The sequence below is a fragment of the Methylobacterium tarhaniae genome (assembly GCF_001043955.1).
In the GTDB taxonomy this organism is placed as follows: Bacteria; Pseudomonadota; Alphaproteobacteria; order Rhizobiales; family Beijerinckiaceae; genus Methylobacterium; species Methylobacterium tarhaniae.
Genome location: NZ_LABZ01000055.1, coordinates 1 through 20,565 on the forward strand (window position 1 = coordinate 1; position 20,565 = coordinate 20,565).

Here is a 20,565-nt window from a genome sequence, read left to right on the forward strand (position 1 = left end):
TGCGGTGCATCGGAGTGCGTGTGGTAGCTCGGGCGCCGGCGTGTGCTAGCAGATGTCGTCGACCGCCGGCGATGTAGTCGAAATCGTCGATCTTGTAGGAGACGGCCATGAGGTGCGGGCTGATCGCCATCGGGGCGAAGCTCGTGACCCTGATCGTGTGGCCGGCCGGCTTCTGGGCGGACACGAAGGGCGGCGCGGTCGTCCCCGGCCATCCCGCCCGGTTCACGACCTGGATCGGAACCCGCAGGATCTTCGTGGCCTCTGCCGCGAGCGCCCGGATCGTCACGTCTGTCACCCCGCCGGCCCCGTAATTCACCACCAGGGTGATCTCGCGGTCGGGCCAACCTTGCGCGGCGGCCGGTCTCGGAGCGGCACAGGTCAGGAGCCCGGCCAAGGGCCATGCGACGAGGGCCGCGGAAACGAACGTGCGACGATCCATCGGTCTCACTCCCCTGCCGCCGCACCCGGCGGTCGCTCTTGCCCGGCCTCGTGCGCGCCCGCGGGCGGCAGGATCCGCTCGTCCTGCAGGCGTCGGAACAGGCGCGCGAACATCACCTCGGTATCGATGCAGTCATGGAACCCGTGCTGCCGGCACTTGACCGTCGACATGATCGAGTGGCGCGGCCGGGTCTCGCCGTGGCGCAGCGTGAAGTCGAGGAACGCCCAGTTCGCCACGATCTCGTCGTAGGCGTGCGGATGCAGCCCGTGGCGGCTCACGACGCGCTCCCACGCCCGCCGGTGTCCCGGCATCACGCGGGCGAGCGCGTGCGGATGCGCAGCGCCCGGCTCGACGCCGAGCATGCCGGCCAGGCGCGGCCACAGGATCGGCCAAGTGAAGACGTCGCCGTTGGTGATGTTGTAGGTCTCGCCCGCGCAGCGCGGCTCCTCGCCGGCCCAGGCGATGGCCCGTGCGAGGAGGTCGGCATCGACCGCCTCCTGGATGCAGGGTTCGCCGCCGGGAAAGCGGAAGGGCTGGCCCAATTCGCGGCAGATCGCGCCGTAGACCCCGATGGCCGCGACCGCATTCATCGGGTTGCCGAGGGCGAAGCCGCAGACGAGCTGCGGCCGCAGGATCGTGAAGGTCCAGGCGGCGCCCGAGGCGCGCTCGTGCAGCCAGTCCTGCTGGTCGTAGTAGAAGTTCGGGGCGATGAAGGGCGGATCGCTCTCGCGTGCCGGAATCGGGAACGGGCCGTGATGGATCCCGTACGCCTTCGTGCCCTGGAGGAGCGTGACGTGGCGCAAGCCGGTCGCGCTCCCCTCGAGGGCCGTCAGCAGGTTTCGCAGCATCGCGAGGTTCGTCGCGATCTGCCCCTCCTCGGTCCAGCCCGCGACGAGGTCGGCCTCCTCGTGCACGGCCGCGTAGACGAGGTGCGTGATGCCGGACGTCGCGGCGAGGGCCTGCGCGACTGCGTCCGGCTGCGTCAGGTCGGCGGTGATCCACTCCGCCGAGGTCGCGAAGCCCGGTCGGCGCCGCGACAGGCCGATCACCCGGGAGCCGCTCGCCTCGAAGTGGGCGAGCGCCGCCCGGCCGACGACGCCGCGCGCGCCCGCGATCAGGACCGTCTTCGATGCGGTCATGGCGATGCGCTCATGGATCGGGCTTCCGCACAGGCCGTGGCCGCTACTGTCCGACGCCGGCCCGCTGGCCCCAGTCGGGCAGCGGCATCGTGATCTTCTCGGCGATCCCGAACGGATCGGGCCCGATCGAGCGGATCTGCCGGCCCTGCCACTGGTCGTAGGTCGGGAAGGCGCGGGTGTTGTTCTGGGTCTTCGGGTCGAACTTCAGGCCCCACCCGACGATCGAGGATCCGACCGGCTTGTCGAGGGCGAGGGCGGCCTGCCGGATCTTCTCGGTGTCCATGCCGCCGGCCGCCGGCAGGATGTCGGTCAGCAGTGTGTACATGGCGTTGAAGCCCATCCCGGCATGCGCCGACGGCTTCCGGCCGTCGAACATCTTCGGGTACTCCTCGTGGAAGGTCTTGAACAACGCCGCCGTCTCGGGCTGCAGCGCCTTCGGGTTGATGTAGACCGAGGTGCCGGTGTTGAAGATCCCGTTGACGTCGTCGCCCAAGGCCTCGGCGAACTCGTTCACGTTGTGCCCGCCGCCGTTGCCGATCATCGCCTTGAGCTTGAGCCCGGCCTCGCGCGCCTGGCGCCAGAACAGGATGGCGTCCGGGGTGTACTGCTCGACGATCAGGATATCGGGGTTGAGCGACTTGTAGCGCTGCACGACCGAGGAGAGGTCGTTGGTCTTGAAGTCGTAGGAGGTGTGGTCGACGACCTGGACGCCCTTCTCGTCGAGCCAGGCTTTCGCTCCGGCGCCGACCGCGGTGCCGTTGTTCGAGTTCTCGTTGAGGATCGCCACCTTGGCGGTCTTGCGGTCGAGGCCGACGCCCGGGATGATCCGGTCGGTGGCGTACTCGGCGCATTTGCGCCCGAGCTCGGTCGAGTTGTAGATGAAGCGGAACAGGTACTTGAAGCCGCGGCTGGTGATGTCGTCGGCGACCGCGCCCTGCTCGAAATACACGACGCGGTTGCGCTCCGCGACTTGGCTCGCCGCGAACGAGATGGCGCTGGCATAGGAGCCGACGATCACCTTGACGCGGTCGCTGGTGATGAGGCGCTGGGCCTGCGAGGTCGCCTCGGTGGAGCCGGGCACGTCGACCTGCGCGAACTCGACCGGCCGGCCGAAGACCCCGCCCCCGGCGTTGACGAGGCTGCGCGCGAACTGGAAGCCGCGCAGCACCTCGTTGCCGAGGGAGGCGAGTGGGCCCGACAGCGGCAGCAGGACGCCGATCTTGGCCAAGTCTTGCGCCTCGGCACGCCGCACGAAGGGCGAGGCGACCGAGAGCCCGGCGGCACCCGCCAGGGTGGTGAAGCGGCGGCGGCTCAGTGTCATCGTGTTCCTCCCGCAATCGTCCCGGGCGAGGCGCCCGGGTGTGAGAGCCAGCCGCCCTCTTCGTGGCGGGCCGGCATCCGCAAGGGCCGAGCGCGACCCGTCAGGCGTGCTCGGTGAGTCCAAGATAGGCGCGCCTGACGTCCTCGTTGTTGGTGAGCTCCCGGCCGGTGCCCGAGAGCACGACCCGGCCGCCCTGGATGACGTAGGCCCGGTCGGCCACCTTCAGCGCCTGGCCGACATTCTGCTCGACGATGATCAGGGTCAGGCCGCGGTCGCGGATCGCCCGTACCGCCTCGTAGACGCGCTTGACCGCGATCGGGGCCAGGCCGAGCGAGACCTCGTCGAGCATCAGCACCGAGGGAAGCGCCATCAGGCCGCGGCCGATCGCGCACATCTGCTGCTGGCCGCCCGACAGGGTGCCGCCGAGCTGATCTTCCCGCTCCCGCAGGATCGGGAACAGGGCGTAGACCTCCTCCAGGCTCTGCTTGAGCCGCGGGCGGGCGCGGGCCGCGTAGGCGCCGATCTCGAGGTTGCGGCGGACCGTCATGCGCGGGAAGAGCCGGCGGCCCTCCGGCACCATGACGATCCCGCGCTCGACCACCCGGTGGGCGCCGAGGCCGCCGATCGCCTCGCCCTCCGCCGTGATGCTGCCGCGGCTCGGCGCGATGAGCCCGGCGATGGTGCGCAGGAGCGTCGTCTTGCCGACCCCGTTCGCGCCCACGATGGCGACGACCTCGCCGGCGCGGACGTCGAGGTCGATGCCCTGGAGCACTTCCGTATCGCCATAGCCGGCGTGAAGGTCGCGGATCTCGATCATGCCGCGTCCTCCTCGGTCCCCTCGCCGAGATAGGCGCGGATGACGGCCGGATCCTCCACCACCGACCGCGGCGGCCCGTCGGCGATCTTGCGCCCGGTCTCGAGGACGACGAGGCGGTCGGACACTCGCAGCACCGCCTCCATGTTGTGCTCGACGAGCACGACCGTCACGCCGTCCCGGCGCAGCTGCTGCACCAGGATCAGCATCCGGGCGACCTCGGCGGCGTTCAGGCCGGCCATGACCTCGTCGAGCAGGATCAGCTTCGGGTTGGCGCCCAGCGCCCGGGCCACTTCGAGCCGCTTCTTCTGGGCGTTGGTCAGCGACGGGGTCGGGCTCGCCTCGCGGCCCTCGAGGCCGACGCGCCGGGCGATCGCGAGGGCCGCCGCCCGGCTCGCGGCGATCGAGCGGTCGTGCAGCAGGGCGGCGGTCTGGATCGTCTCCAGCACCGTCATCGAGCCGAAGGGCTGCGGGATCTGGAAGGTGCGCACGAGGCCGAGCCGGCAGATCGTTGCCGCACTGCGGCCGCGCAAGGAATGCCCGTCGAAGACGATGTCGCCCCGGTCCGGCGGGAAGGCGCCCGCCATCATGTTGAACAACGTCGTCTTGCCGGCGCCGTTGGGCCCGATCAGGCCGACGATCTCGCCCGGCGCGACCTCGAGAGAGACGTCGTCGACCGCGACGAGGCCGCCGAAGCGCTTGGTCACCCCGGCCACGCTGAGGAGGCTCGGGCTCATGGCTGCACCCCGGCGGTCTTGGCAGCATCGGCGGATGGCCCGGGCTTGCTGCGGGTGAGCGCGCGCAGGCGGTCGAGGCCGCCGAGGAGGCCGTTCGGCAGCAGCACGACGATGAGGATCAGGAGGAAGCCGTAGAGCACGAGATGCGCGCCCGAGGCCGCGCCGCCGAGCATCTCGACCAGGGTCTCGCGCAAGGGCAGCAGGATCGCGGCACCGACGAGGGGCCCGAGGATCGTGCCGATGCCGCCGAGGATCGCCATCAGGGGCAGGTCGACCGAGAGCTCGATCGACAACACGGTGCCGGGCTCGATGTAGAGCACGTACTGCGCCATCAGCGTGCCGCCGAGCGCGGTCAGGAAGGCCGAGACCAGGAAGGCGATCAGCTTGTAGCGGCGGACCGGCACGCCGGCGGCGTCCGCCGCCTCGTCGTTGTCGCGGATCGCCCGGAGGTAGAAGCCGGTATAGCTGCGCGACAGGACGAAGGTGCAGGCGAGGCAGGTGAGGAGGTAGCAGCCGGCGAGCAGCGCGTAGCTCGCCCGATCCTCGAAGATCATGCGGGCGAGGCCCGGCTGGTAGTCGATGCTGAGGCTGTAGGGCAGCGGAAAAAATTTTCGCGAGTAGATGAGCAGGATGCGCAGCGTCTCGCCGACCGCCAGCGTCGCCATCGCGAAGAACACGCCGCGCATCCGGAAAGTCGGGTATGAGATCAGGAGCGCCAGGACGACGCTGATCGACCCGCCCGCGAGCATCCCGAGCCAGGGCGAGATCCCCGCATAGTTGTAGAGCAGGGTCGAGGTGTAGGCGCCGATCCCCAGGAAGGCCGAGTGTCCGAGGGAGAACTGGCCGGCCAAGCCCCCGATGATGTTCCAGGACGAGGCCAGGCCGGCATAGAGCAGGATCAGGACGAGCACGTTGGCGGAATAGTCGTCGCGCACGAGGAAGGGCAGGACGAGCGCCGCCGCGACGGCGAGGGCGAGCCCGATCAGGTCGGCCGGGCGCAGGATCAGGTAGCGGGCGGGGTTCATTTGAGCGTTTCCTTCTCGGCGCCCTTGACCCCGAGAAGCCCGTGCGGCCGGACCGCGAGCAGCAGGATGAGCAGCACGAAATGCGTCGCCTCCTTGAGGTCGGGGGCGACGTAGCCGATCCCGGTCTCGACCAGCCCGAGCAGGAGCCCGCCCAGGATCGTGCCGGCGATCGAGCCGAGCCCGCCGAGCACCACCACCACGAAGGCGACGAGCACGAAGAACGAGCCCACCGACGGGAAGGCGTAGAAGGATGGCATCAGGACGCCGCCGGCGACGCCGGTGATCGCGATGCCGAGCCCGAAGGTCATCAGGAAGACGCGGTCGGGATCGATGCCCATCAGGCGGGCCGCGACGAGGTCCTGCGAGACCGCCTCGATCGCCCGGCCGATGAAGGTGGAGCGCAGGAAGACCAGCACGGCCAGCAGGATCGCGACCGCGTAGAGGAACGCGACCAGGCGGTTGGTCGGCACGTAGGCGCCGAGCACCTGGATCGATTCCCAGCCCGCCGGCATGATCTGGATCGTGCGGTAATCGGCCGACCAGGCGACGAGCGCGGCGTTCTGCAACAGGATGCTGAGCCCGAGCGTCGCGAAGACCTGCGTCAGCTCGGGCTTGTAGATCGTGAAGCGCATCAGCCCGGCGTAGAAGGCGAGGCCGACGAGGAAGAAGGCGGCGCCGATGATCGGCGCGCCGAGATAGGGATTGATCCCGGTCAGCGTCATCAGCCAATAGGCCGCGAACATGCCGAGCATCAGGAACTCGCCGTGGGCGAAGTTCACGACCTTGGCGACGCCGAAGATCAGGTTCAGCCCGAGGGCGCCGAGGGCGTAGACGCCCCCGAGCAGCACGCCCGAGACGAGGAGCTGGAGGATGGCCTGCATGGCGCCCTCCCGGGCTAGAAGTGGCCTTCGTACCAGGTGATCGGCGGGCGGGCCTCCGGATCGGTCACCACGTCGATCAGCGTGAGCACGTCCCGGGACAGGGCCGCCTCGAGAGCCGGCCTCAACTCCTCGGGCCGCTCGACCCGCACGCCGTGGCAGCCGCAATCGCGGGCGATCGCCGCGTGATCGACCGTCTCGAAGTGGCAGGCATCGGTGTAGCCGCTGAACTTCACGGTCTCGGCGTCCTTCTGGTAGCCGAGCACGCCGTTGTTGAGGACGATCAGCACGATCGGCAGCTTCATCCGCCGCGCCGTCTCCAGCTCAGCCCAGCAATGGCCGAAGCCGCCGTCGCCGGAGACGCAGATGACCGGCGCCTCCGGCGCCGCGACCTTGGCGCCGAGCGCCATGGGCAGACCCCAGCCGAGCCCGGCAAGGCCCCGCGGCGTCAGGAAGCGCTGTCCGGCGCGCCGCGCGACGAGGTAGTTCGTGACCCAGAGCGACGAGTAGCTCGCATCGGCGACGACGATCGTCTCCGGCGTCATCAGGCCGTCGATTTCGCGCATCACCCGCTCGGGCCGGATCGGCGCGCGGTCCGAATGCAGGAGCGCGGCGGCGTCCTCCGCGAAGGCCGCCTTGCCGGCGGCGATCCGCGCTTCCACGGCGCTCCTCGTCGCGCGGCGTCGCCCCATGTCGCGCGCCTCGAGCGCGGCGGTCAGGGCCTCGATCGCGAGCCGCGCGTCGCCGACGAGGCGCAGGGCCTCGTAGTTGCGCCCGATCTCCTGCCCGTCGATGTCGATGTGGATGAAGGTGGCGTTCCGCGGGTAGAGGCGCCACGAATCGGTGCCGTTCTGGTTGGTGCGCGTGCCGATCAGCAGGACGACGTCCGCCTCCTCGATCATCGGCAGCATGTGCCGGGTCGAGCCGTGCCGGCCCATCGCGTTGGCGGCGACGCCGAGCGACAGGGGGTGGCGCTCGTCGACCGAGCCCTTGCCCATGTTGGTGGTCGCCACCGGCAGGCAGGCCCGCTCCTGCAGCGCGGCGAGCGCCTCGGTCGCCCCCGACAGGTGCACGCCGCCGCCGGCGAAGACCAGGGGCGCCTTCGCCCCGGCAAGGAGGTCGGCCGCCCGGGCGATCTGGGCCGGGTCGGGGCTCACCCGGTCGAGGGGATACCAGCCGAGCTCGGCCTGGCGGCGCTCCACCGTCTCGACCGCCTCGTTGAGGTAGTCGGCCGGGCAGAGCAGCACGGCGGGACCCGGCCGGCCGGTCGCGGCCGCGGTGAATGCCATGTCGACGTAGTCGTCGGTGCGCGAGGTCCGATCCACCCGCCGCACCCACTTGGCGCAACCTGAGAACAGCGCGAAGTGGTCGATCTCCTGGAACGCGTTCTTGTCGTAGGTGTCGCGGTTGACCTCCTGGACGATCGCCACGACCGGCACCGACGACTTGAACGCTTCGGCGAGCGGCGGGACGAGCAGGGTCGCGGCCGGGCCGTTCTGGGCCGTCACCACCGCCACCTTGCGGGAGATGCGGGCGTAGCCGTCGGCCATCACGCCCCCGGCATTCTCGGTGCGGTAGCCGATCTGGCGGATGCCGAACAAGGGGTTCGCCAGCTGGATCGCGGAAGGAAGGCTCTGGCCGAACGTGACCTCGACGCCGTGCCGCTTCAGTCCCGCCGCGATCGCGACGGCGGCGGACGCGTTCGACAGGCCGGGCGTCGGATCGCCGACGGCGGGAGCCCTGCTGGACATCGTTTCCTCATTGTCATACGTTGTTTGATATATCATGTGACGACAGCGATGGCAGTGTCAACACGCAAGCGGCCGGGGATCGAAGTGGCGATGCGGGATCTGGCGATGCCCGAGCCGGACGCGGCCGAACTCGCGCGGGCCGTCGCGGCCTCGGAGATCGGGACGGTCGAGCGCAACTCGCTCAGCGGGCAGGCCTACCAGCGTATCCGCAAGGCGCTGATGATCGGCGCCCTCAAGCCGGGCGAGAAGCTGAGCGGGCGCGACCTCGCCGCGCGGCTCGGCACCAGCCTGACGCCGGTGCGCGAGGCTCTGCTGCAGCTCGTCGCCGAGGGGGTGCTCGAATCGCGCACCGGCCACTCGATCGTCGTCCCGACCCTGACCCGCGCCGACTTCCTCGAACTGCGCGACATCCGCGTGCATGTCGAAGGGCTCAGTGCGGCTCGCGCCGCCGCTCAAGCGGACGAGGCGCTGATCGCCGGGCTCGAGACGCTGCATGCCAGCCTCGTCCAGGCCAAGGCGGAGCAGCGCTACGACGACGCCCTGCGCTGGAACGAGGCGTTCCACCTCGCCCTCGCCCGCGGCTCAGGGATGCCCAGGCTGGTGCGGGTGGTCGAGAGCCTGTGGGCGCAGAGCGGGCCGTTCCTGAACTTCCTGTACCGGCCCGACGACGCTCCACTCGCTCCCGGCGCGGTGCACAACCACGTCCGCGTCCTCGACGCGCTCCGGGCCCGCGATCCCGAGGCCGCGGCCCGGGCGATCGCCGACGACATCACCGAGGGCGGCAACGACCTCGTGAGCCGCCTGGCGCGGTAGCTCCGTGCGAGAACCCGTCCTTTTTTCAGATCACGGAGCGGTCCGATGTCCCTGCCTTCACGCATGACGCTGGTCGCGCTCGACCGGCCGGGCGATCCCGACGCGATGACGATCGGCTCCGGCCCGGTCCCGCGGCCGGGGCGCGACGAGATCCTGATCCGGGTTGCGGCGGCCGGGGTGAACCGCCCGGACGTCCAGCAGCGCAAGGGGCTCTACCCGCCTCCGCCCGGCGCGAGCCCGATCCTCGGCCTCGAGGTCGCCGGCACCGTGGCGGGTCTCGGCGAGGACGTGCGCGGCTGGGCAGTGGGCGACCAGGTCTGCGGCCTCGCCAATGGCGGCGGCTACGCCCAGTTCTGCGCGATTCCCGCCGCGCAGTGCCTGCCCTGGCCGGAGGGCTACGACGCGGTGCGGGCCGCCGCCCTGCCCGAGACCTACTTCACGGTCTGGGCCAACCTCTTCGGCCACGGCGCGCTCGCCCCGGGTGAGACGGTCCTCGTCCATGGCGGCACGAGCGGCATCGGCGTTACTGCCATCGGGCTCGCCCGCGCCTTCGGGGCGACGGTCTACGCGACCGCCGGCTCGGACGAGAAATGCGCGGCCTGCCTCCGGTTCGGCGCGACGGCGGCCATCAATTACCGCGAAAAGGACTTCGCGGCCGAGATCCAGCGCCTGACCGACGGGCGCGGCGTCGACGTCGTGCTCGATATGGTTGGCGGCGATTACACCTCGCGCAACGTCGCGAGCCTCGCTTTCAAGGGGCGGCTCGTCGTCATCGGGTTCATGGGCGGCCGGTCGAGCGATGCCATCGACCTGACCCGGATCGCTGCGCGCCGTCTCGTCATCACCGGCTCGACGATGCGCCCGCGCACGACCGCGGAGAAGGGCGCGATCGCCCGCGCGCTGCACGACAAGGTGTGGCCGCTGCTCGCCGACGGCACCTGCGGCCCTGAAATCTTTGAGGTATTTCCGCTCGCCGAGGTCGCGACGGCGCACCGCCTCATGGAGGAGAGCCGACACGTCGGTAAGATCGTGCTCGCCGTCGATTGAGAGCAGTTCGGACCCAACCTCATGATAGGCCTGCGAAGCGCCTGACGAGGATCAAGACGGCGGTCCGGGGAAGGCAGTACACGGCACGCGCTATCGTCGACGGGCCGATCATGGTGAAGAAAGCAGTGCCTGCTTCGATCGGCGCCTCGCGAGACGGTGCCGACCGGCGGTTTATTCATGCGCATGGCGGTTCCGGTACATTCGCAGCGGCGAGCCCGAGCCTGAGGGGGCACACGGCCACCGAGCTTCCGCAATGGGCCACATCCGGCTCCGCCCACGAGGTAAAACATCATCGGAGCTGCTCCTTGAGAGGTGAAGCTGTCGGGCTGGGCTCGGAATGCACCAGGACCGCCGGAGCAGCTCGGCTGCAGGAGCCTCCTAGAACACGCTGCACGACGCCCCTGGCGCGTCAGCGCTGACGGCCTGCCTTCCCCTCCACGCCTGTGCCAAGGGGGCAAACTCGCGGCCGCGGGACGGTCGCTGGTGCGGAAGCGGACACCGGTGCCGAGGCCGTCGAACTCGCCACCCGGCACAAACCTGCGATCACGCGGCGCATCCGGGAGGCAAGCCCGGGGACCCGAGGTCCTGGTCTTCGCCATGCCCGAGAGCGTGGCCCTGGTGCGCGACGTGCTCGCGGCGGGTATCCTGGGACATTGCCGGGCCGGCGATGGGGACGGTCGGCGCTGGATCACGGACATGCTGGACGAGCTCGCTCCTCAGGAGCAGGCTCAATGGGGTGCCCGCCTCCGCAGGTTCACACACCATCTCGTGCGCCGGCACCGCGCCGACATCGAGACGATCGCCGGGATGCTGATGGAGCGCGGCACCCTTACCGGCGACGAGATCGACGCCGCGTCGCCGCCCGGCTTCATGGTCCGGCCGATCACGTGCCGCCGGCCTCCGTCGAGGGCGCGCTGTAAGCCTGACGGGCAACGAGCGGGCCGAACCGTCCACGGCACATCATAAGCCATTGACTTATGTAGTCCATTGGCTTACTCATGCTCATGTCCAAACCGCTTCACACCGTCGTCGAGACCCCCGACTACGTCGCCGACGCGAAGCGGGCAGGCACGACCGAGGCGGAGCGCCAACGCTCGGTCGACACCTACGCCAAGACGCCGGACTACGGCGACGAGATTCAGGGCTCCGGCGGCTTTCGCAAAGGTCGGGTCGCCGGCCGCGGCAAGGGCAGGTCGGGCGGTTACCGGGTGGTCTCGATCTACCTCGACGAGACGACCCCGGTGTTCCTCGTTGCCGTCCTCAGCAAGGGCGACCGCGAAAACTTCACCGATGCGGAGGTTGCCGAGTTCAAGAAGGTGGCCACCGCAATCAAATCGGCTCGCCGGCGCAGCAAGCAGCGCTGATGAACCTGCAACCCTCCACATGGTGGCTCCGATGACCGACAGCTTCACGCGCATCCTGAGCGGCGCTAAGAGTGCTCTGGCCTACATGGAGGGGAATCCTCCTGAGGGCACCTTCGTCCATGTCCCGGAGGATCTAGACGTGGCCGAGATCAGGACCCGGACCGGCTTGGCGCAGCCGGCCTTTGCGGCAACCATCGGCGTCTCGTTGCACACCCTCCGGAACTGGGAGCAGAAGCGGCGGCGTCCTGAAGGTCCTGCCCGCGTGCTCCTCGCGATGGTCCGGAAACGACCCCAGGTGGTGCAGGAGATCCTTGGCGAGGTGGCCTGATCGGCCTCTCTCCCGCGCCCTCGCGGCCTGCGGGCGGGCCGATGGCGGCCTCGTGAGCCCTGCCGGGGCCCTTGAGGTGTTGGCCGAGGCTACCACAATCGTCCGCGGAACGAGGAGGGGGGGGTCGAGCCGGCGGCGCGGACGCGCCGGCCCCGGTCACGAGCGCCCCCATCCGCCCGTTCACAGGTCGACCGACATCGACAGGAGGTAGGTGCGCGGCGCGCCCTGGAAGAACGTCCCGAACGAGGCCACGCCGGTCCAGTAATTCGCGCCCGTGACGTTCAGCACGTTGGCGCGGAAGGTCGTCTTGCGGCCCTCGATCGCGGTCGCGTAGCGCAGGCCGAGATCGAGGCGCGTCCAATCCGGCAGTGCCTGGGTGTTGGCCGTGTCGACGAACTGGCGGCCGGTATAGATGACGGCGCCGGTCAGGGTGAGGCCCGGCACACCGGGCAGGTCCCACTCGGCGCCGAGGTTGAGCTGCACGCGCGGCACCCCGATCGGCACGTTGCCGACATTGGCGGCGAAGGCGGTCCGGGTGAGCACCCCGTCGAGCAGGGTCAGGCCGCCGAGGATCCGGGCCTGCGGGGTGATCTCGCCGTAGACGCTGAATTCCAGCCCGCTGACCTGCTGCTCGCCGGTCTGCGCGAAGCGGCGCTGGGGACTGAGCTCCCCGATCGGCCGCGTGATCTGGAAGGCGCTGAACGTCGCGCCGATCGTGCCCGCATCCACCTTGACGCCGGCCTCGACCTGGTGCGCGACGTAAGGAGCGAGGATCACGCCGGAATTGGTTGCCGTGGCCGGGGCGACGTCACCCCGGCTCAGGCCCTCGATGTAGTTGCCGAAGAACGAGACGGTCTGCCAAGGGCGCACGACGATGCCGACCAGCGGGCTCGTCGCGCCCTTGTCGTAGGAGGAGGCGAGCGTCCCGACATTCGACACGTAGTTATGCGCCTCGATGCCCTGCCGGCGTACGCCGAGGGTCAGGAGGATGCGCTCGTCGAAGACCGACATCGTGTCGGCCACCGACACGCCCGTCAGCGTGCTGTCGTAGAGGCGCGGCCGCGAGTCGATGACGGTCGGCGCGATGAAGGGGACCAGCACCGGGTCGTAGATGTTCGACAGGTAGCTCCCCCGTCCGGCCGGAAGGCGGCGGGCGGCATCTTCCTGGTAGCGGGAGGCCTGCACGACGAAGGCGTGGCGGACGAAGCCGGTCTCGAACTTCGCCCTCGCGCCGCCATCGACGGTGAAGCGGTCGACGCCGAGGCTGTAGAATTGCGGGGTCGTGGCGGTGTCGCCGCGGACGTTGGTGATCGTCGGAGCGGAGGCGAAGTAGCGCTCGACGCCGGTCCGCGAACCGCCGACGTCGCCGAACAGCGTGACCTGGTCGGTGAGGTCGTATTCCATCCGCAGCAGACCGCCGCGGTCGTCGATGTTCGAGTATTCCCAGGGCTGGCTCACGTTGAGGCGGCCGTCCGGCGCCCGCGGCACCGGGACGCCGGCCCGCAGGAGGAACGGCCGCAAGGGCGCGTCGAAGCGATCGGTCTGCGCCAGCAGGTAGAGCCACGCCCGGAACCGCTCGCCCTGATAGTCGAGAGCGAGAGCCCCGACGCCGGTCGTCTCGGATTGGCGGTCCAACGGCGTGTCGCCGCCGCGCAGGCTGCCGACGAAGCGCGCACCCCACTCCCGGTTGGCGCCGTAGCGCCGGGCGACGTCGAACTGGCCGCCGCCGCGGGCGGTCGATCCGTAATCGAGGGTGAGGCGCGTCAGGTCGTCTCCGGCGCGCTTCGGGACGATGTTGATCACGCCGCCGACGCCGCCATTCGGCGCGATGCCCGAGATCGCCGCGGAGGGACCCTTGAGGACCTCGATCCGCTCGGCATAGTCGGTGAAGACCCGGAAGCTCGGGGCGACGCCGTAGACGCCGTCGAAGGCGAACTCGCCGCTGGTGTTCTCGTTGATCGGAAAGCCGCGGATGTAGAACGAGTCGAACGGGGCGCCCGTCGTCTGCGTGGCGCGCACCGAGGGGTCGAGGGCGAGGGCCTCGGACGCCGTGGCGGCCTGCCGGTCGCGAATGAACTTGTCGGTGTAGCTGCTGACGCTGAAGGGGGATTTCGTCGTCTCGGTATTGCCGAGCAGACCGAGCCGCCCACCCTGGGCGACCTGTCCACCGGCATAGGCCGGCACGATTCCGGGCGCCGCCGCCGGACCTGCGACCGAGATTTCCTCGAGGCGGATCTCGGATCCCTGAGCGGCATTTTCGGCGTGGGCCGCGAGGATGGGATCCGTCAGCGAGCAGCCGGCAACCACGATCGCCGTACACGAAGTGCGTATGGATACGGACTGCATCCGACTCATGAGGCTGTGCCCGATTCTAGAAGTATTGAGAACCAAACCAGATTTGAACCAATCTGGATTACCTTGCGGTGTCCAAGCGCATGTTTCACAAACCTGCAGGGAAAGCAAGGATTTAATCCATGCAAGTTTTTGATATCTATATTTATTACAAATAAAAAATCCAACAAGACAGGGTGGGATCGCACGAAATAGAATGGAGCGCTTATTTTTGATGGTTACGTCATGCGACCACCGCCCCGTGGCACAGCCTCCACGTGCAACAGATGGGCCGGTTTGGATTCATGCGGCGGTAAACGTGCTAAGGGTCTTCTGTCGCTTGAGCCTGTTGCATCTGCGAGATGCCTGTTTGATGGAAACGACAGAATTGAAGCGCTCCACCGTCATCCCGGGGCCGCGCAGCGGAACCCGGATCCATGAATGCCGACGGTTCTTGGTGGAGGCGGAGCGCTGGTCGCTTGATCCTGGAGTGTCAGCGGTGATGGATCCCGGATTCTCGACTTCGTCGAACCCTCGAATTACGTAGAGAAATCTATGTATCCATGCCGGATGACCGGCAGGCCGAGTCAAACAGGCTCGGGGCGTCTCTCTCTCGTTGCTCGATCAGCTCCCGGGCGGACCCAAAGGGATCGTTACCGATCGTGGCGACTCCAGCCACGGTTTCCGCCAGGCGATCTGGATGCTCGGCATACGGCCGGGAATCACGACCAAGAGCAACGAGACGCCGGTCGCCTGTCCGGGCTGGATCGCCAACAACCGCAACATCCGTCGAGCAGCCGACAGAGTGGCGCGCCATCGCCACCCGCTACGAGAAGACCGCGGCCAGAGTCATGGGCGCCCCCTGCCCCGCTTCCACCCTGGCGTGGATCAATTGACACCAGTCCCTCGCTTAAAAAGCAATCCGGCCGGCGTATTGTTAGATCTCCCTGCGATGATCCCAGGATCTTATCTTGCAAGCGAAGATCCAGATGTCAGAGGTATGATTCTCAGATACGCATCGCCGGATGTTTAATGTTTAAATTAATTTAAAATTATCGATTGAACGATGACAATGCGCGAAACGACGCTCGGTGACCTTCATGCTGATCAACGTCTTCGTCCGGACACGGCTCGTCGCATCGCTGCTCGTTCTCCTGGCCTTGACGCTCGGCTTGGGCGGACTCTGCTACCATCGCCTCGGTGAGACTGGATCCGCCGCCGCCCAGGTCCTCGCCGCCGCCTCCGCGCTGTCGCGCCAGTCCGAGCACATGACGGTCGAGGTCGCGCGCTTCCTCGATACGGTTCGAGCAGCATGATCTGTCGCGGATGCCCCGGTCCCGAGACGATCGCCCGCGACGAAGAATGGCGCAGAGTCCGGCAAAAACCTGCGTATTCGCCGGATGCGCCATGGCCGATACATGTATCGCCGGCGAGAGATGCGTGTTCTTGCTTGAAGTCATGCAATTTTGTGTTGGATGTTAAATAATCTTGCATCCATGGGCGTTGAGATCCGGTGAACAATCTGCGCTGGTGCCATGAGGTCGAAGCCGTGAGGGACGCCATGACCTGTCTCCCGCCCGCCATTGTCTCGATCCATGTCCTGGACGGTCTCGCGCTGTCTTGCACCGCGGCGGCCTCCCGGGACGCCCTCGACGCGATGGTCGCGTGAGCGCCGGTCGAGGATGGCGATGTCACGGATCGTGCTGATCTCGGACAATCCCCGCCGCAGCCGTGCCCTGGCACGGGATCTCGCCGCCGGGCAGGCGTGCGAGATCCACGACCTCTACGACGACGCGTCGACCGGCCCCGCCGACGCCTTCGTCACCGACCTCTTCGATTTCAGCTCGGACGCGGTCACGCGCGTGCGCAACATCCTGGAGCGGTCGCGCCGCGGCGCACCCCTCGTCATGGTGCTGCACCACGATTGTGCGCGCGCGCGCCTCTTCGGGATGGCGCTCGGGGCCTCCCACACCCTCTGCGCGCCCCTCGACCTCGACTGTCTGCGCGACTTCCTCGGCCTGTCGCGCCGCGAACCGGAGCCCATGACAGCCGATGCCCTGAACCGGAGCGAGGAGGCGCGGCGGTTCTACGGCACGGTGTTCGTGCCGGACCAGCCGATCACTTCCCAGGTCATCGACGCCGGCACCGACTATATCGGCCAGGCCATCCGGGACACCGGCATCCGCGCCTGGGTTCGGGCCGTGCAGCGGTTCGACGACGCCACGCACCAGCACTGCCTCCTCGTCACCGGGCTCGCCGCCGCCTTCGCCGGAAGCCGCGGCCTCGGCCCCCTGGACCGTCACCGCCTCACCAAGGCCGCCTTGCTGCACGATGTCGGCAAGATCTGCGTGCCGCACGCGATCCTCAACAAGCCGGGCCGGCTCGACGCGGCCGAGATGGCGGTGATCCGGCAGCACCCCGAACAGGGATGGCGGCTGCTCGCCGACCAGGGCTTCGAGCCCGAGATGCTCGCGGTCGTGCGCTCCCACCACGAGATGCTCGACGGGTCCGGCTATCCCGACCGGCTCAGGGGCGAGGACATCCCCGATCTCGTGCGCCTGGTCACCGTCTGCGACATCTACGCCGCCCTGATCGAGCGCCGGTCCTACAAGGCCCCCATGTCGAGCGCGGACGCCCTGGCGATCCTCGACGGCATGGGCGAACGCCTCGACACGACGATCGTGCGCGCCTTCCGGCCGATCGCCGCCGCCTTCACTCCCGACGCATGATGGACCCAGCCCATGCACGTCGCCCTGATCGATCCGAGCCGCGTCATCCGCCGCACCGTCTCGGAGCTGCTGGAAGCCGGCGGCCACACCGTGATCGGCTTCGGCGAATCGGACGCGGCCCTTGCCCACGTCGCGGCCGATCCGTCCGTGACCTGCGTCCTCACCAGCCTGGAGGTCCATCCGCTCGAAGGGCTCGAGCTGTGCTGGGCCTTGCGGGCCCTCGCGGATGACCGCCGGCCGCTGACCATCCTGGTCATGTCCAGCTCGCGCAACACCCGATCGCTCGACGAGGTCCTCGACAGCGGCGCGGACGACTTCCTCGTGAAGCCGCCGAGCCCGCAGGAGCTCTACGGCCGCCTGCGCTCGGCCGAGCGGGTGCTCACGTTGCAGCAAGCCTTGATCCAGCAGGCCGACACCGACCCCCTGACGAGGCTGCTCAACCGCCGGGCGCTGCTGCGGGAAGCCGACCGGGCCCTCGCCACCGCCTCGAGCGACGCGCCCCTGGCGGTCCTCCAGGTCGACATCGATCACTTCAAGAGCATCAACGACCGCTACGGGCACGATGTCGGAGACCACGTCATCCAGTGCGTCGCCGGGATCCTGCGCGACACCGGGGCGATCGTCGGGCGGCTCGGGGGCGAGGAATTCGCGGTCGTGATCCCGAACCCGGGTCCGGGCGCCGACGTCGTCGCCCACACCATCCGCAGCCAGTGTGCCGCCCTCCAGATGCGGATCGATCCGACCCTGCGGTTCACGGTGAGCGTGGGCGTCAGCGAATGGATGCCGGGCGACAGTGTCGGGCTCCTGCTCAAGCGGGCCGACACGGCGCTGTACGCCGCCAAGCGGGCTGGACGGAACCGCGTGGCAAGGGCCGATGGCCGCCTGAGCACGGAAGTCCTCGGCTGATGTCTCCTCGCACCCTCTCTGCCGGCCGAGCCTCGCCCAGCCTCACCCGCATCGGCGACGAGGCCGGCTTCGAGACCGCGCTCGCCGGCCTACGGCCGCACCACCCGGACCTACGACCGCCCGAACGCGTCGTCGCTGCGATGCTCCCCACTCCCGCTCGGGACGATGGTGCAGCAGGATCCGCCCGGTGGCGTCGCGCTCGAAGCGGGTGATGTTCCCCCGGCATCGATCTTGGCAGCCACGTTGGCATGCGCGCCGTGCCTGTCGCGGCGGCGATGGCCTGCGCCGTCGCCGACGAGGTCGAGCCGACCTCCCGGATCGACGACGCTCTCGGGATGGCCCGGGGAGGTCCTACGAGCGCGCCTGCCGGACGGCCTCCGCCACCTGGATCGGCCGCGGCAGCAGGCCGAGGCGCAGGAACGTGTCGGCGATGCGCTGCTGCCCGGCGACGACCTCGGGTCCGAGCGGGGCGACGCCCCAGCTCTGGCGGGCGAGCGCTTTGGCGAGGATCGGCACCGGCATGCCGACCGCCGGGCTCAGCTCGCGCGCCGCCGCCTCGGTCACCCCGTTGGTCTCGCGGTCGACGACGGCGATCGCCGCCAGCACCGCGTCGATGGCCTGCGGCTGCGCTTCGGTGAACGAGCGCTCGCCGACGTAGAATTGGTGGTTGGCCGCGAGCCCGGTCGCGTCCTGCAGGACGCGGGCGCCGCTCGATACCTCGACGGCCGCCAGGAACGGGTCCCAGATCACCCAAGCATCGACCGACCCGCCATCGAACGCCGCCCGCCCGTCGGCCGGCGCGAGAAAGACGGTCTGGATGTCCGTATAGGCGAGGCCGGCCTCCTCCAGGGCGCGCACGAGCAGGTAGTGGACGTTCGAGCCCTTGTTGAGCGCGACCTTCCGGCCCTTCAGGTCGGCCACGGTGCGGATCGGGCTGTCCTTGCGGACCACGATCGCCTCGCTCTTCGGGGCGGGCGGCTCGTGGGCGAGGTAGACCAAGGGCGCGCCGGCGCCTTGGGCGAAGATCGGCGGCGTCTCGCCGACGACGCCGATATCGACGGCCTTGGCGTTGAGCGCCTCCAGCAGTTGCGGCCCGCCCGGGAATTCCCGCCACTCGGCCCGGAAGCCGAGGGGCTTGAGCGCCGTATCGAGGCTGCCGCGGGCCTTCAGCAACAGCATGGTGCCGTATTTCTGGTAGCCGACGCGCAGGACGCGGTCGGCCCGGGCCGGGCCGGCCGTCGCGAGCGCCGCGAGGGTCGCGGCCGTCCCGGTGGCGAAGGAGCGCCTGGTGAGCGTCATGTCGTCGGGTCTTCCATGGGTGGGGGGAACCAAGGCGGCCGCCATCCGGCCCGACCGCCTTGCGCGAGGGACCCTCCGGGATGGCGAGCGCCGTGCCCGAGCCGAACGAAGTCCGGTTCGCCGGCAGGCCACGTCGCGGGAGAGAGTGGGTACGGGCTCAGCCGATCTGGCCGTCGAGGTCGAACTGCTTGGCGGCCGCCAGCCGCTGCGACCGGTGTCGGTCGTCGTCCGACGCGCTTGCCCGCCGGCCGTCGTCGGCATTTCGCCGGGCAGCATCGCCGAGACTGAGCCCACCGGCGCTCCTGCCCGCCGCCGTGCCGACGCGTCCGAAAGTCTGGCGAGACCGAAGGTTCATTGCAATCATTCCTCTGCTCGAAATCATGACGGAGCGGGATCACGCATGGGCGGAATGATAAGATCACCGAAAGACACAAGTCGATAGCTTTTTATTGCTTTATGTCCCGGAAGTTGGAGGATGAAATTCCGCGGCGCCGTCATTCCAGGCATTCGCCTTCTTCTCCAAGGCAGTTGCAGCCGCCGCATGGCCGGAGCAAGGGCACCCCCGGTCGCTCCGCGAGGGCGGCAGGGTAGTAGGCCAGGCTCCTGCCGCCGATGGAGCGCAGCGGCCGAAGCTCGGCGCGGCAGAGCCGGGGACATCCGTCCTCCCCGCCCCCCGGCCTCGTCATGCGTTGCCTGAGTACGGCTTCGGCGGTCGCGAAGGCCCGGCTCCGATTGAAAGGATCGCGGTGCGCAGTCCCTCGGGGCATGCCGGCGCCGCTCGGGCGGCTTCGCGCTCTGGTGCGGGAAACGAAGCCGCAGGCCGGTCCCCGCCTCACCGTCGAGGCGGACGCAACCGGCCGGCCCCGATGCGGCTCACATCGCCTCCCACTCCGCGAGGCGCGAGGCGGCGGCGAGCGCTTCGCGGCTCTGCGAGGGGTCGGCGGACGCGAGGATGACCGAGGCCGGCAGCAAGTCGTCGAAGAGCCCGCGCAGGGTCTCGACGATCCAACGCGCGTGGTCGTCGACGACCCGGTAGAACACCCGGCGCGCGATGCGCCGGCCCGCGATGATTCCGGCCTCGCGCAGGATGCCGATCTGCTGCGACAGGGTCGGCTGCGGGATGTCGAGAGCGACCTCCAGCGCCATGACGGAGCGCTCCCCTTCGAGGAGGAGGCAGACGATGCCTAAGCGGTTGGGGTTCGCCAGCAGCGCCAGCAGGTCGCTGGCCGCTCCGATGTTGCGACAGCGCACGATGGACCTCCCTGTCCTCTCCAGAGATCACGAGGGAGCTGCAGAGACAAGCTGCCGCCGGAACGGTGCATGATTCATCTCCAAGCCAATGAAAATTCGGATTTTCATTCTCTTGCCGTCAAGATGACCGTTCGTCATTCTACGAAAACATAAACTCTCATCGATCGACGACGGCCTGGAAGGGACGGGCGTGACCTTGCGCATCGGCGTGCATCCGAACAACATCCACCTTGCCCTCGCCGAACGCTGGCCGGGCGCGCTCGCGTCGCTCGATCCGGTCTTCGTGCCCTATGCGGAGGGGCGCGACAGCGCGGCCCTGCTCCGGGACAGCACCATCGATCTCTGCGGGACCGGCTCGACGCCGCCGATCGCCGCCGAGGCCGCGGGCCTCGA

19 protein-coding genes and 3 pseudogenes are annotated in these 20,565 nt (G+C 69.0%); 10 read left to right on the forward strand and 12 right to left on the reverse strand.

All coding sequences use genetic code 11. The features are described from left to right. From VQ03_RS32875 to VQ03_RS09000, 8 genes and pseudogenes are all read right to left on the reverse strand, one after another. Positions 1-439, reverse strand: a pseudogene (locus tag VQ03_RS32875) (hypothetical protein); the annotation flags it as partial. 5 nt (positions 440-444) lie between these two features. After that, positions 445-1,578, reverse strand: coding sequence for an SDR family oxidoreductase (locus VQ03_RS08970; protein ID WP_048450536.1), 1,134 nt, complete (start codon positions 1,576-1,578; stop codon positions 445-447). Positions 1,579-1,621: 43 nt separating this feature from the next. After that, the gene (locus VQ03_RS08975) at positions 1,622-2,899 is read right to left on the reverse strand and encodes an ABC transporter substrate-binding protein (RefSeq protein WP_048450537.1); all 1,278 of its coding nucleotides are present in this window, start codon (positions 2,897-2,899) and stop codon (positions 1,622-1,624) included. A gap of 100 nt (positions 2,900-2,999) precedes the next feature. Next, positions 3,000-3,716, reverse strand: a complete 717-nt coding sequence (locus tag VQ03_RS08980) for an ABC transporter ATP-binding protein (RefSeq protein ID WP_048450538.1) — start codon at positions 3,714-3,716, stop codon at positions 3,000-3,002. Next, positions 3,713-4,450 carry an ABC transporter ATP-binding protein gene (locus VQ03_RS08985; RefSeq protein ID WP_048450539.1) on the reverse strand — a complete coding sequence of 246 codons (738 nt, stop codon included), beginning with the start codon at positions 4,448-4,450 and terminating at the stop codon, positions 3,713-3,715. Before VQ03_RS08985 ends, VQ03_RS08980 begins: the two co-directional genes overlap by 4 nt. Continuing rightward, complete coding sequence (locus VQ03_RS08990) at positions 4,447-5,475, reverse strand: branched-chain amino acid ABC transporter permease (protein WP_048450540.1); 1,029 nt, start codon at positions 5,473-5,475, stop codon at positions 4,447-4,449. The genes VQ03_RS08985 and VQ03_RS08990 overlap by 4 nt, the downstream gene beginning before the upstream one ends. After that, positions 5,472-6,356 (reverse strand): branched-chain amino acid ABC transporter permease, encoded by an 885-nt coding sequence (locus tag VQ03_RS08995; protein WP_048450541.1) that lies wholly within the window; start codon positions 6,354-6,356, stop codon positions 5,472-5,474. The genes VQ03_RS08990 and VQ03_RS08995 overlap by 4 nt, the downstream gene beginning before the upstream one ends. 14 nt (positions 6,357-6,370) lie before the next feature. Continuing rightward, complete coding sequence (locus VQ03_RS09000; protein ID WP_048450542.1) at positions 6,371-8,104, reverse strand: acetolactate synthase catalytic subunit; 1,734 nt, start codon at positions 8,102-8,104, stop codon at positions 6,371-6,373. A 105-nt stretch (positions 8,105-8,209) separates the two neighbouring features. Between VQ03_RS09000 and VQ03_RS09005 the strand changes: the two genes are divergently transcribed. From VQ03_RS09005 to VQ03_RS09025, 5 genes are all read left to right on the forward strand, one after another. Further along, a complete protein-coding gene (locus VQ03_RS09005; protein WP_048450552.1) occupies positions 8,210-8,917 on the forward strand; it encodes a GntR family transcriptional regulator in 708 nt (235 codons plus the stop codon). A gap of 45 nt (positions 8,918-8,962) precedes the next feature. After that, positions 8,963-9,964, forward strand: coding sequence for an NAD(P)H-quinone oxidoreductase (locus tag VQ03_RS09010; protein WP_048450543.1), 1,002 nt, complete (start codon positions 8,963-8,965; stop codon positions 9,962-9,964). A 597-nt stretch (positions 9,965-10,561) separates the two neighbouring features. Next, entirely contained in the window at positions 10,562-10,930 is a 369-nt protein-coding gene (locus tag VQ03_RS09015) for a hypothetical protein (protein ID WP_048450544.1), read from the forward strand. Positions 10,931-10,968: 38 nt separating this feature from the next. After that, positions 10,969-11,328 carry a type II toxin-antitoxin system RelE/ParE family toxin gene (locus tag VQ03_RS09020; protein ID WP_048450553.1) on the forward strand — a complete coding sequence of 120 codons (360 nt, stop codon included), beginning with the start codon at positions 10,969-10,971 and terminating at the stop codon, positions 11,326-11,328. 31 nt (positions 11,329-11,359) lie between these two features. After that, positions 11,360-11,656 (forward strand): helix-turn-helix domain-containing protein, encoded by a 297-nt coding sequence (locus VQ03_RS09025; protein ID WP_048450554.1) that lies wholly within the window; start codon positions 11,360-11,362, stop codon positions 11,654-11,656. 180 nt (positions 11,657-11,836) lie between these two features. Here the strand turns inward: VQ03_RS09025 and VQ03_RS09030 are convergent, their stop codons facing one another. Then, positions 11,837-14,002, reverse strand: a complete 2,166-nt coding sequence (locus VQ03_RS09030) for a TonB-dependent receptor (protein ID WP_048450545.1) — start codon at positions 14,000-14,002, stop codon at positions 11,837-11,839. 592 nt (positions 14,003-14,594) lie between these two features. Between VQ03_RS09030 and VQ03_RS34545 the strand changes: the two are divergent. From VQ03_RS34545 to VQ03_RS09045, 4 genes and pseudogenes are all read left to right on the forward strand, one after another. Further along, a pseudogene (locus VQ03_RS34545) lies at positions 14,595-14,883 on the forward strand (transposase family protein); the annotation flags it as partial. Positions 14,884-15,087: 204 nt separating this feature from the next. After that, the gene (locus VQ03_RS09035; RefSeq protein WP_157064029.1) at positions 15,088-15,303 is read left to right on the forward strand and encodes a hypothetical protein; all 216 of its coding nucleotides are present in this window, start codon (positions 15,088-15,090) and stop codon (positions 15,301-15,303) included. Positions 15,304-15,675: 372 nt separating this feature from the next. After that, the gene (locus tag VQ03_RS09040) at positions 15,676-16,716 is read left to right on the forward strand and encodes an HD-GYP domain-containing protein (RefSeq protein WP_048450547.1); all 1,041 of its coding nucleotides are present in this window, start codon (positions 15,676-15,678) and stop codon (positions 16,714-16,716) included. Between the two features lie 12 nt (positions 16,717-16,728). Then, positions 16,729-17,622 carry a GGDEF domain-containing response regulator gene (locus VQ03_RS09045; RefSeq protein WP_048450548.1) on the forward strand — a complete coding sequence of 298 codons (894 nt, stop codon included), beginning with the start codon at positions 16,729-16,731 and terminating at the stop codon, positions 17,620-17,622. Positions 17,623-17,973: 351 nt separating this feature from the next. Here VQ03_RS09045 and VQ03_RS09050 read toward each other — a convergent pair whose 3' ends face one another. The 3 genes from VQ03_RS09050 to VQ03_RS09060 all read right to left on the reverse strand — a co-directional run bounded on the left by VQ03_RS09050 (position 17,974) and on the right by VQ03_RS09060 (position 20,172). Beyond that, the gene (locus VQ03_RS09050; protein WP_048450549.1) at positions 17,974-18,921 is read right to left on the reverse strand and encodes a sulfonate ABC transporter substrate-binding protein; all 948 of its coding nucleotides are present in this window, start codon (positions 18,919-18,921) and stop codon (positions 17,974-17,976) included. Between the two features lie 157 nt (positions 18,922-19,078). Then, the gene (locus VQ03_RS09055) at positions 19,079-19,285 is read right to left on the reverse strand and encodes a hypothetical protein (protein WP_157064030.1); all 207 of its coding nucleotides are present in this window, start codon (positions 19,283-19,285) and stop codon (positions 19,079-19,081) included. Between the two features lie 509 nt (positions 19,286-19,794). Continuing rightward, the gene (locus VQ03_RS09060) at positions 19,795-20,172 is read right to left on the reverse strand and encodes an ArsR/SmtB family transcription factor (protein ID WP_342586452.1); all 378 of its coding nucleotides are present in this window, start codon (positions 20,170-20,172) and stop codon (positions 19,795-19,797) included. A gap of 196 nt (positions 20,173-20,368) precedes the next feature. On the opposite strand from VQ03_RS09060, the pseudogene VQ03_RS09065 reads away from it, so the two are divergent. Next, a pseudogene (locus tag VQ03_RS09065) lies at positions 20,369-20,565 on the forward strand (ABC transporter substrate-binding protein); the annotation flags it as partial.

Bases quoted from the DNA above. Each gene is read 5' to 3' on its own strand.
- VQ03_RS09005 (WP_048450552.1), top strand. From the start codon at position 8,210: ATGCCCGAGCCGGACGCGGCCGAACTCGCGCGGGCCGTCGCGGCCTCG.
- VQ03_RS08980 (WP_048450538.1), bottom strand. From the start codon at position 3,716: ATGATCGAGATCCGCGACCTTCACGCCGGCTATGGCGATACGGAAGTG.
- VQ03_RS08990 (WP_048450540.1), bottom strand. From the start codon at position 5,475: ATGAACCCCGCCCGCTACCTGATCCTGCGCCCGGCCGACCTGATCGGG.
- VQ03_RS09035 (WP_157064029.1), top strand. From the start codon at position 15,088: ATGCTGATCAACGTCTTCGTCCGGACACGGCTCGTCGCATCGCTGCTC.
- VQ03_RS09020 (WP_048450553.1), top strand. From the start codon at position 10,969: ATGTCCAAACCGCTTCACACCGTCGTCGAGACCCCCGACTACGTCGCC.
- VQ03_RS09045 (WP_048450548.1), top strand. From the start codon at position 16,729: ATGCACGTCGCCCTGATCGATCCGAGCCGCGTCATCCGCCGCACCGTC.
- VQ03_RS09055 (WP_157064030.1), bottom strand. From the start codon at position 19,285: ATGATTGCAATGAACCTTCGGTCTCGCCAGACTTTCGGACGCGTCGGC.
- VQ03_RS09000 (WP_048450542.1), bottom strand. From the start codon at position 8,104: ATGTCCAGCAGGGCTCCCGCCGTCGGCGATCCGACGCCCGGCCTGTCG.
- VQ03_RS09030 (WP_048450545.1), bottom strand. From the start codon at position 14,002: ATGCAGTCCGTATCCATACGCACTTCGTGTACGGCGATCGTGGTTGCC.
- VQ03_RS09025 (WP_048450554.1), top strand. From the start codon at position 11,360: ATGACCGACAGCTTCACGCGCATCCTGAGCGGCGCTAAGAGTGCTCTG.
- VQ03_RS08970 (WP_048450536.1), bottom strand. From the start codon at position 1,578: ATGACCGCATCGAAGACGGTCCTGATCGCGGGCGCGCGCGGCGTCGTC.
- VQ03_RS08995 (WP_048450541.1), bottom strand. From the start codon at position 6,356: ATGCAGGCCATCCTCCAGCTCCTCGTCTCGGGCGTGCTGCTCGGGGGC.
- VQ03_RS09040 (WP_048450547.1), top strand. From the start codon at position 15,676: ATGTCACGGATCGTGCTGATCTCGGACAATCCCCGCCGCAGCCGTGCC.
- VQ03_RS09010 (WP_048450543.1), top strand. From the start codon at position 8,963: ATGTCCCTGCCTTCACGCATGACGCTGGTCGCGCTCGACCGGCCGGGC.
- VQ03_RS09015 (WP_048450544.1), top strand. From the start codon at position 10,562: ATGCCCGAGAGCGTGGCCCTGGTGCGCGACGTGCTCGCGGCGGGTATC.
- VQ03_RS08975 (WP_048450537.1), bottom strand. From the start codon at position 2,899: ATGACACTGAGCCGCCGCCGCTTCACCACCCTGGCGGGTGCCGCCGGG.
- VQ03_RS09050 (WP_048450549.1), bottom strand. From the start codon at position 18,921: ATGACGCTCACCAGGCGCTCCTTCGCCACCGGGACGGCCGCGACCCTC.
- VQ03_RS08985 (WP_048450539.1), bottom strand. From the start codon at position 4,450: ATGAGCCCGAGCCTCCTCAGCGTGGCCGGGGTGACCAAGCGCTTCGGC.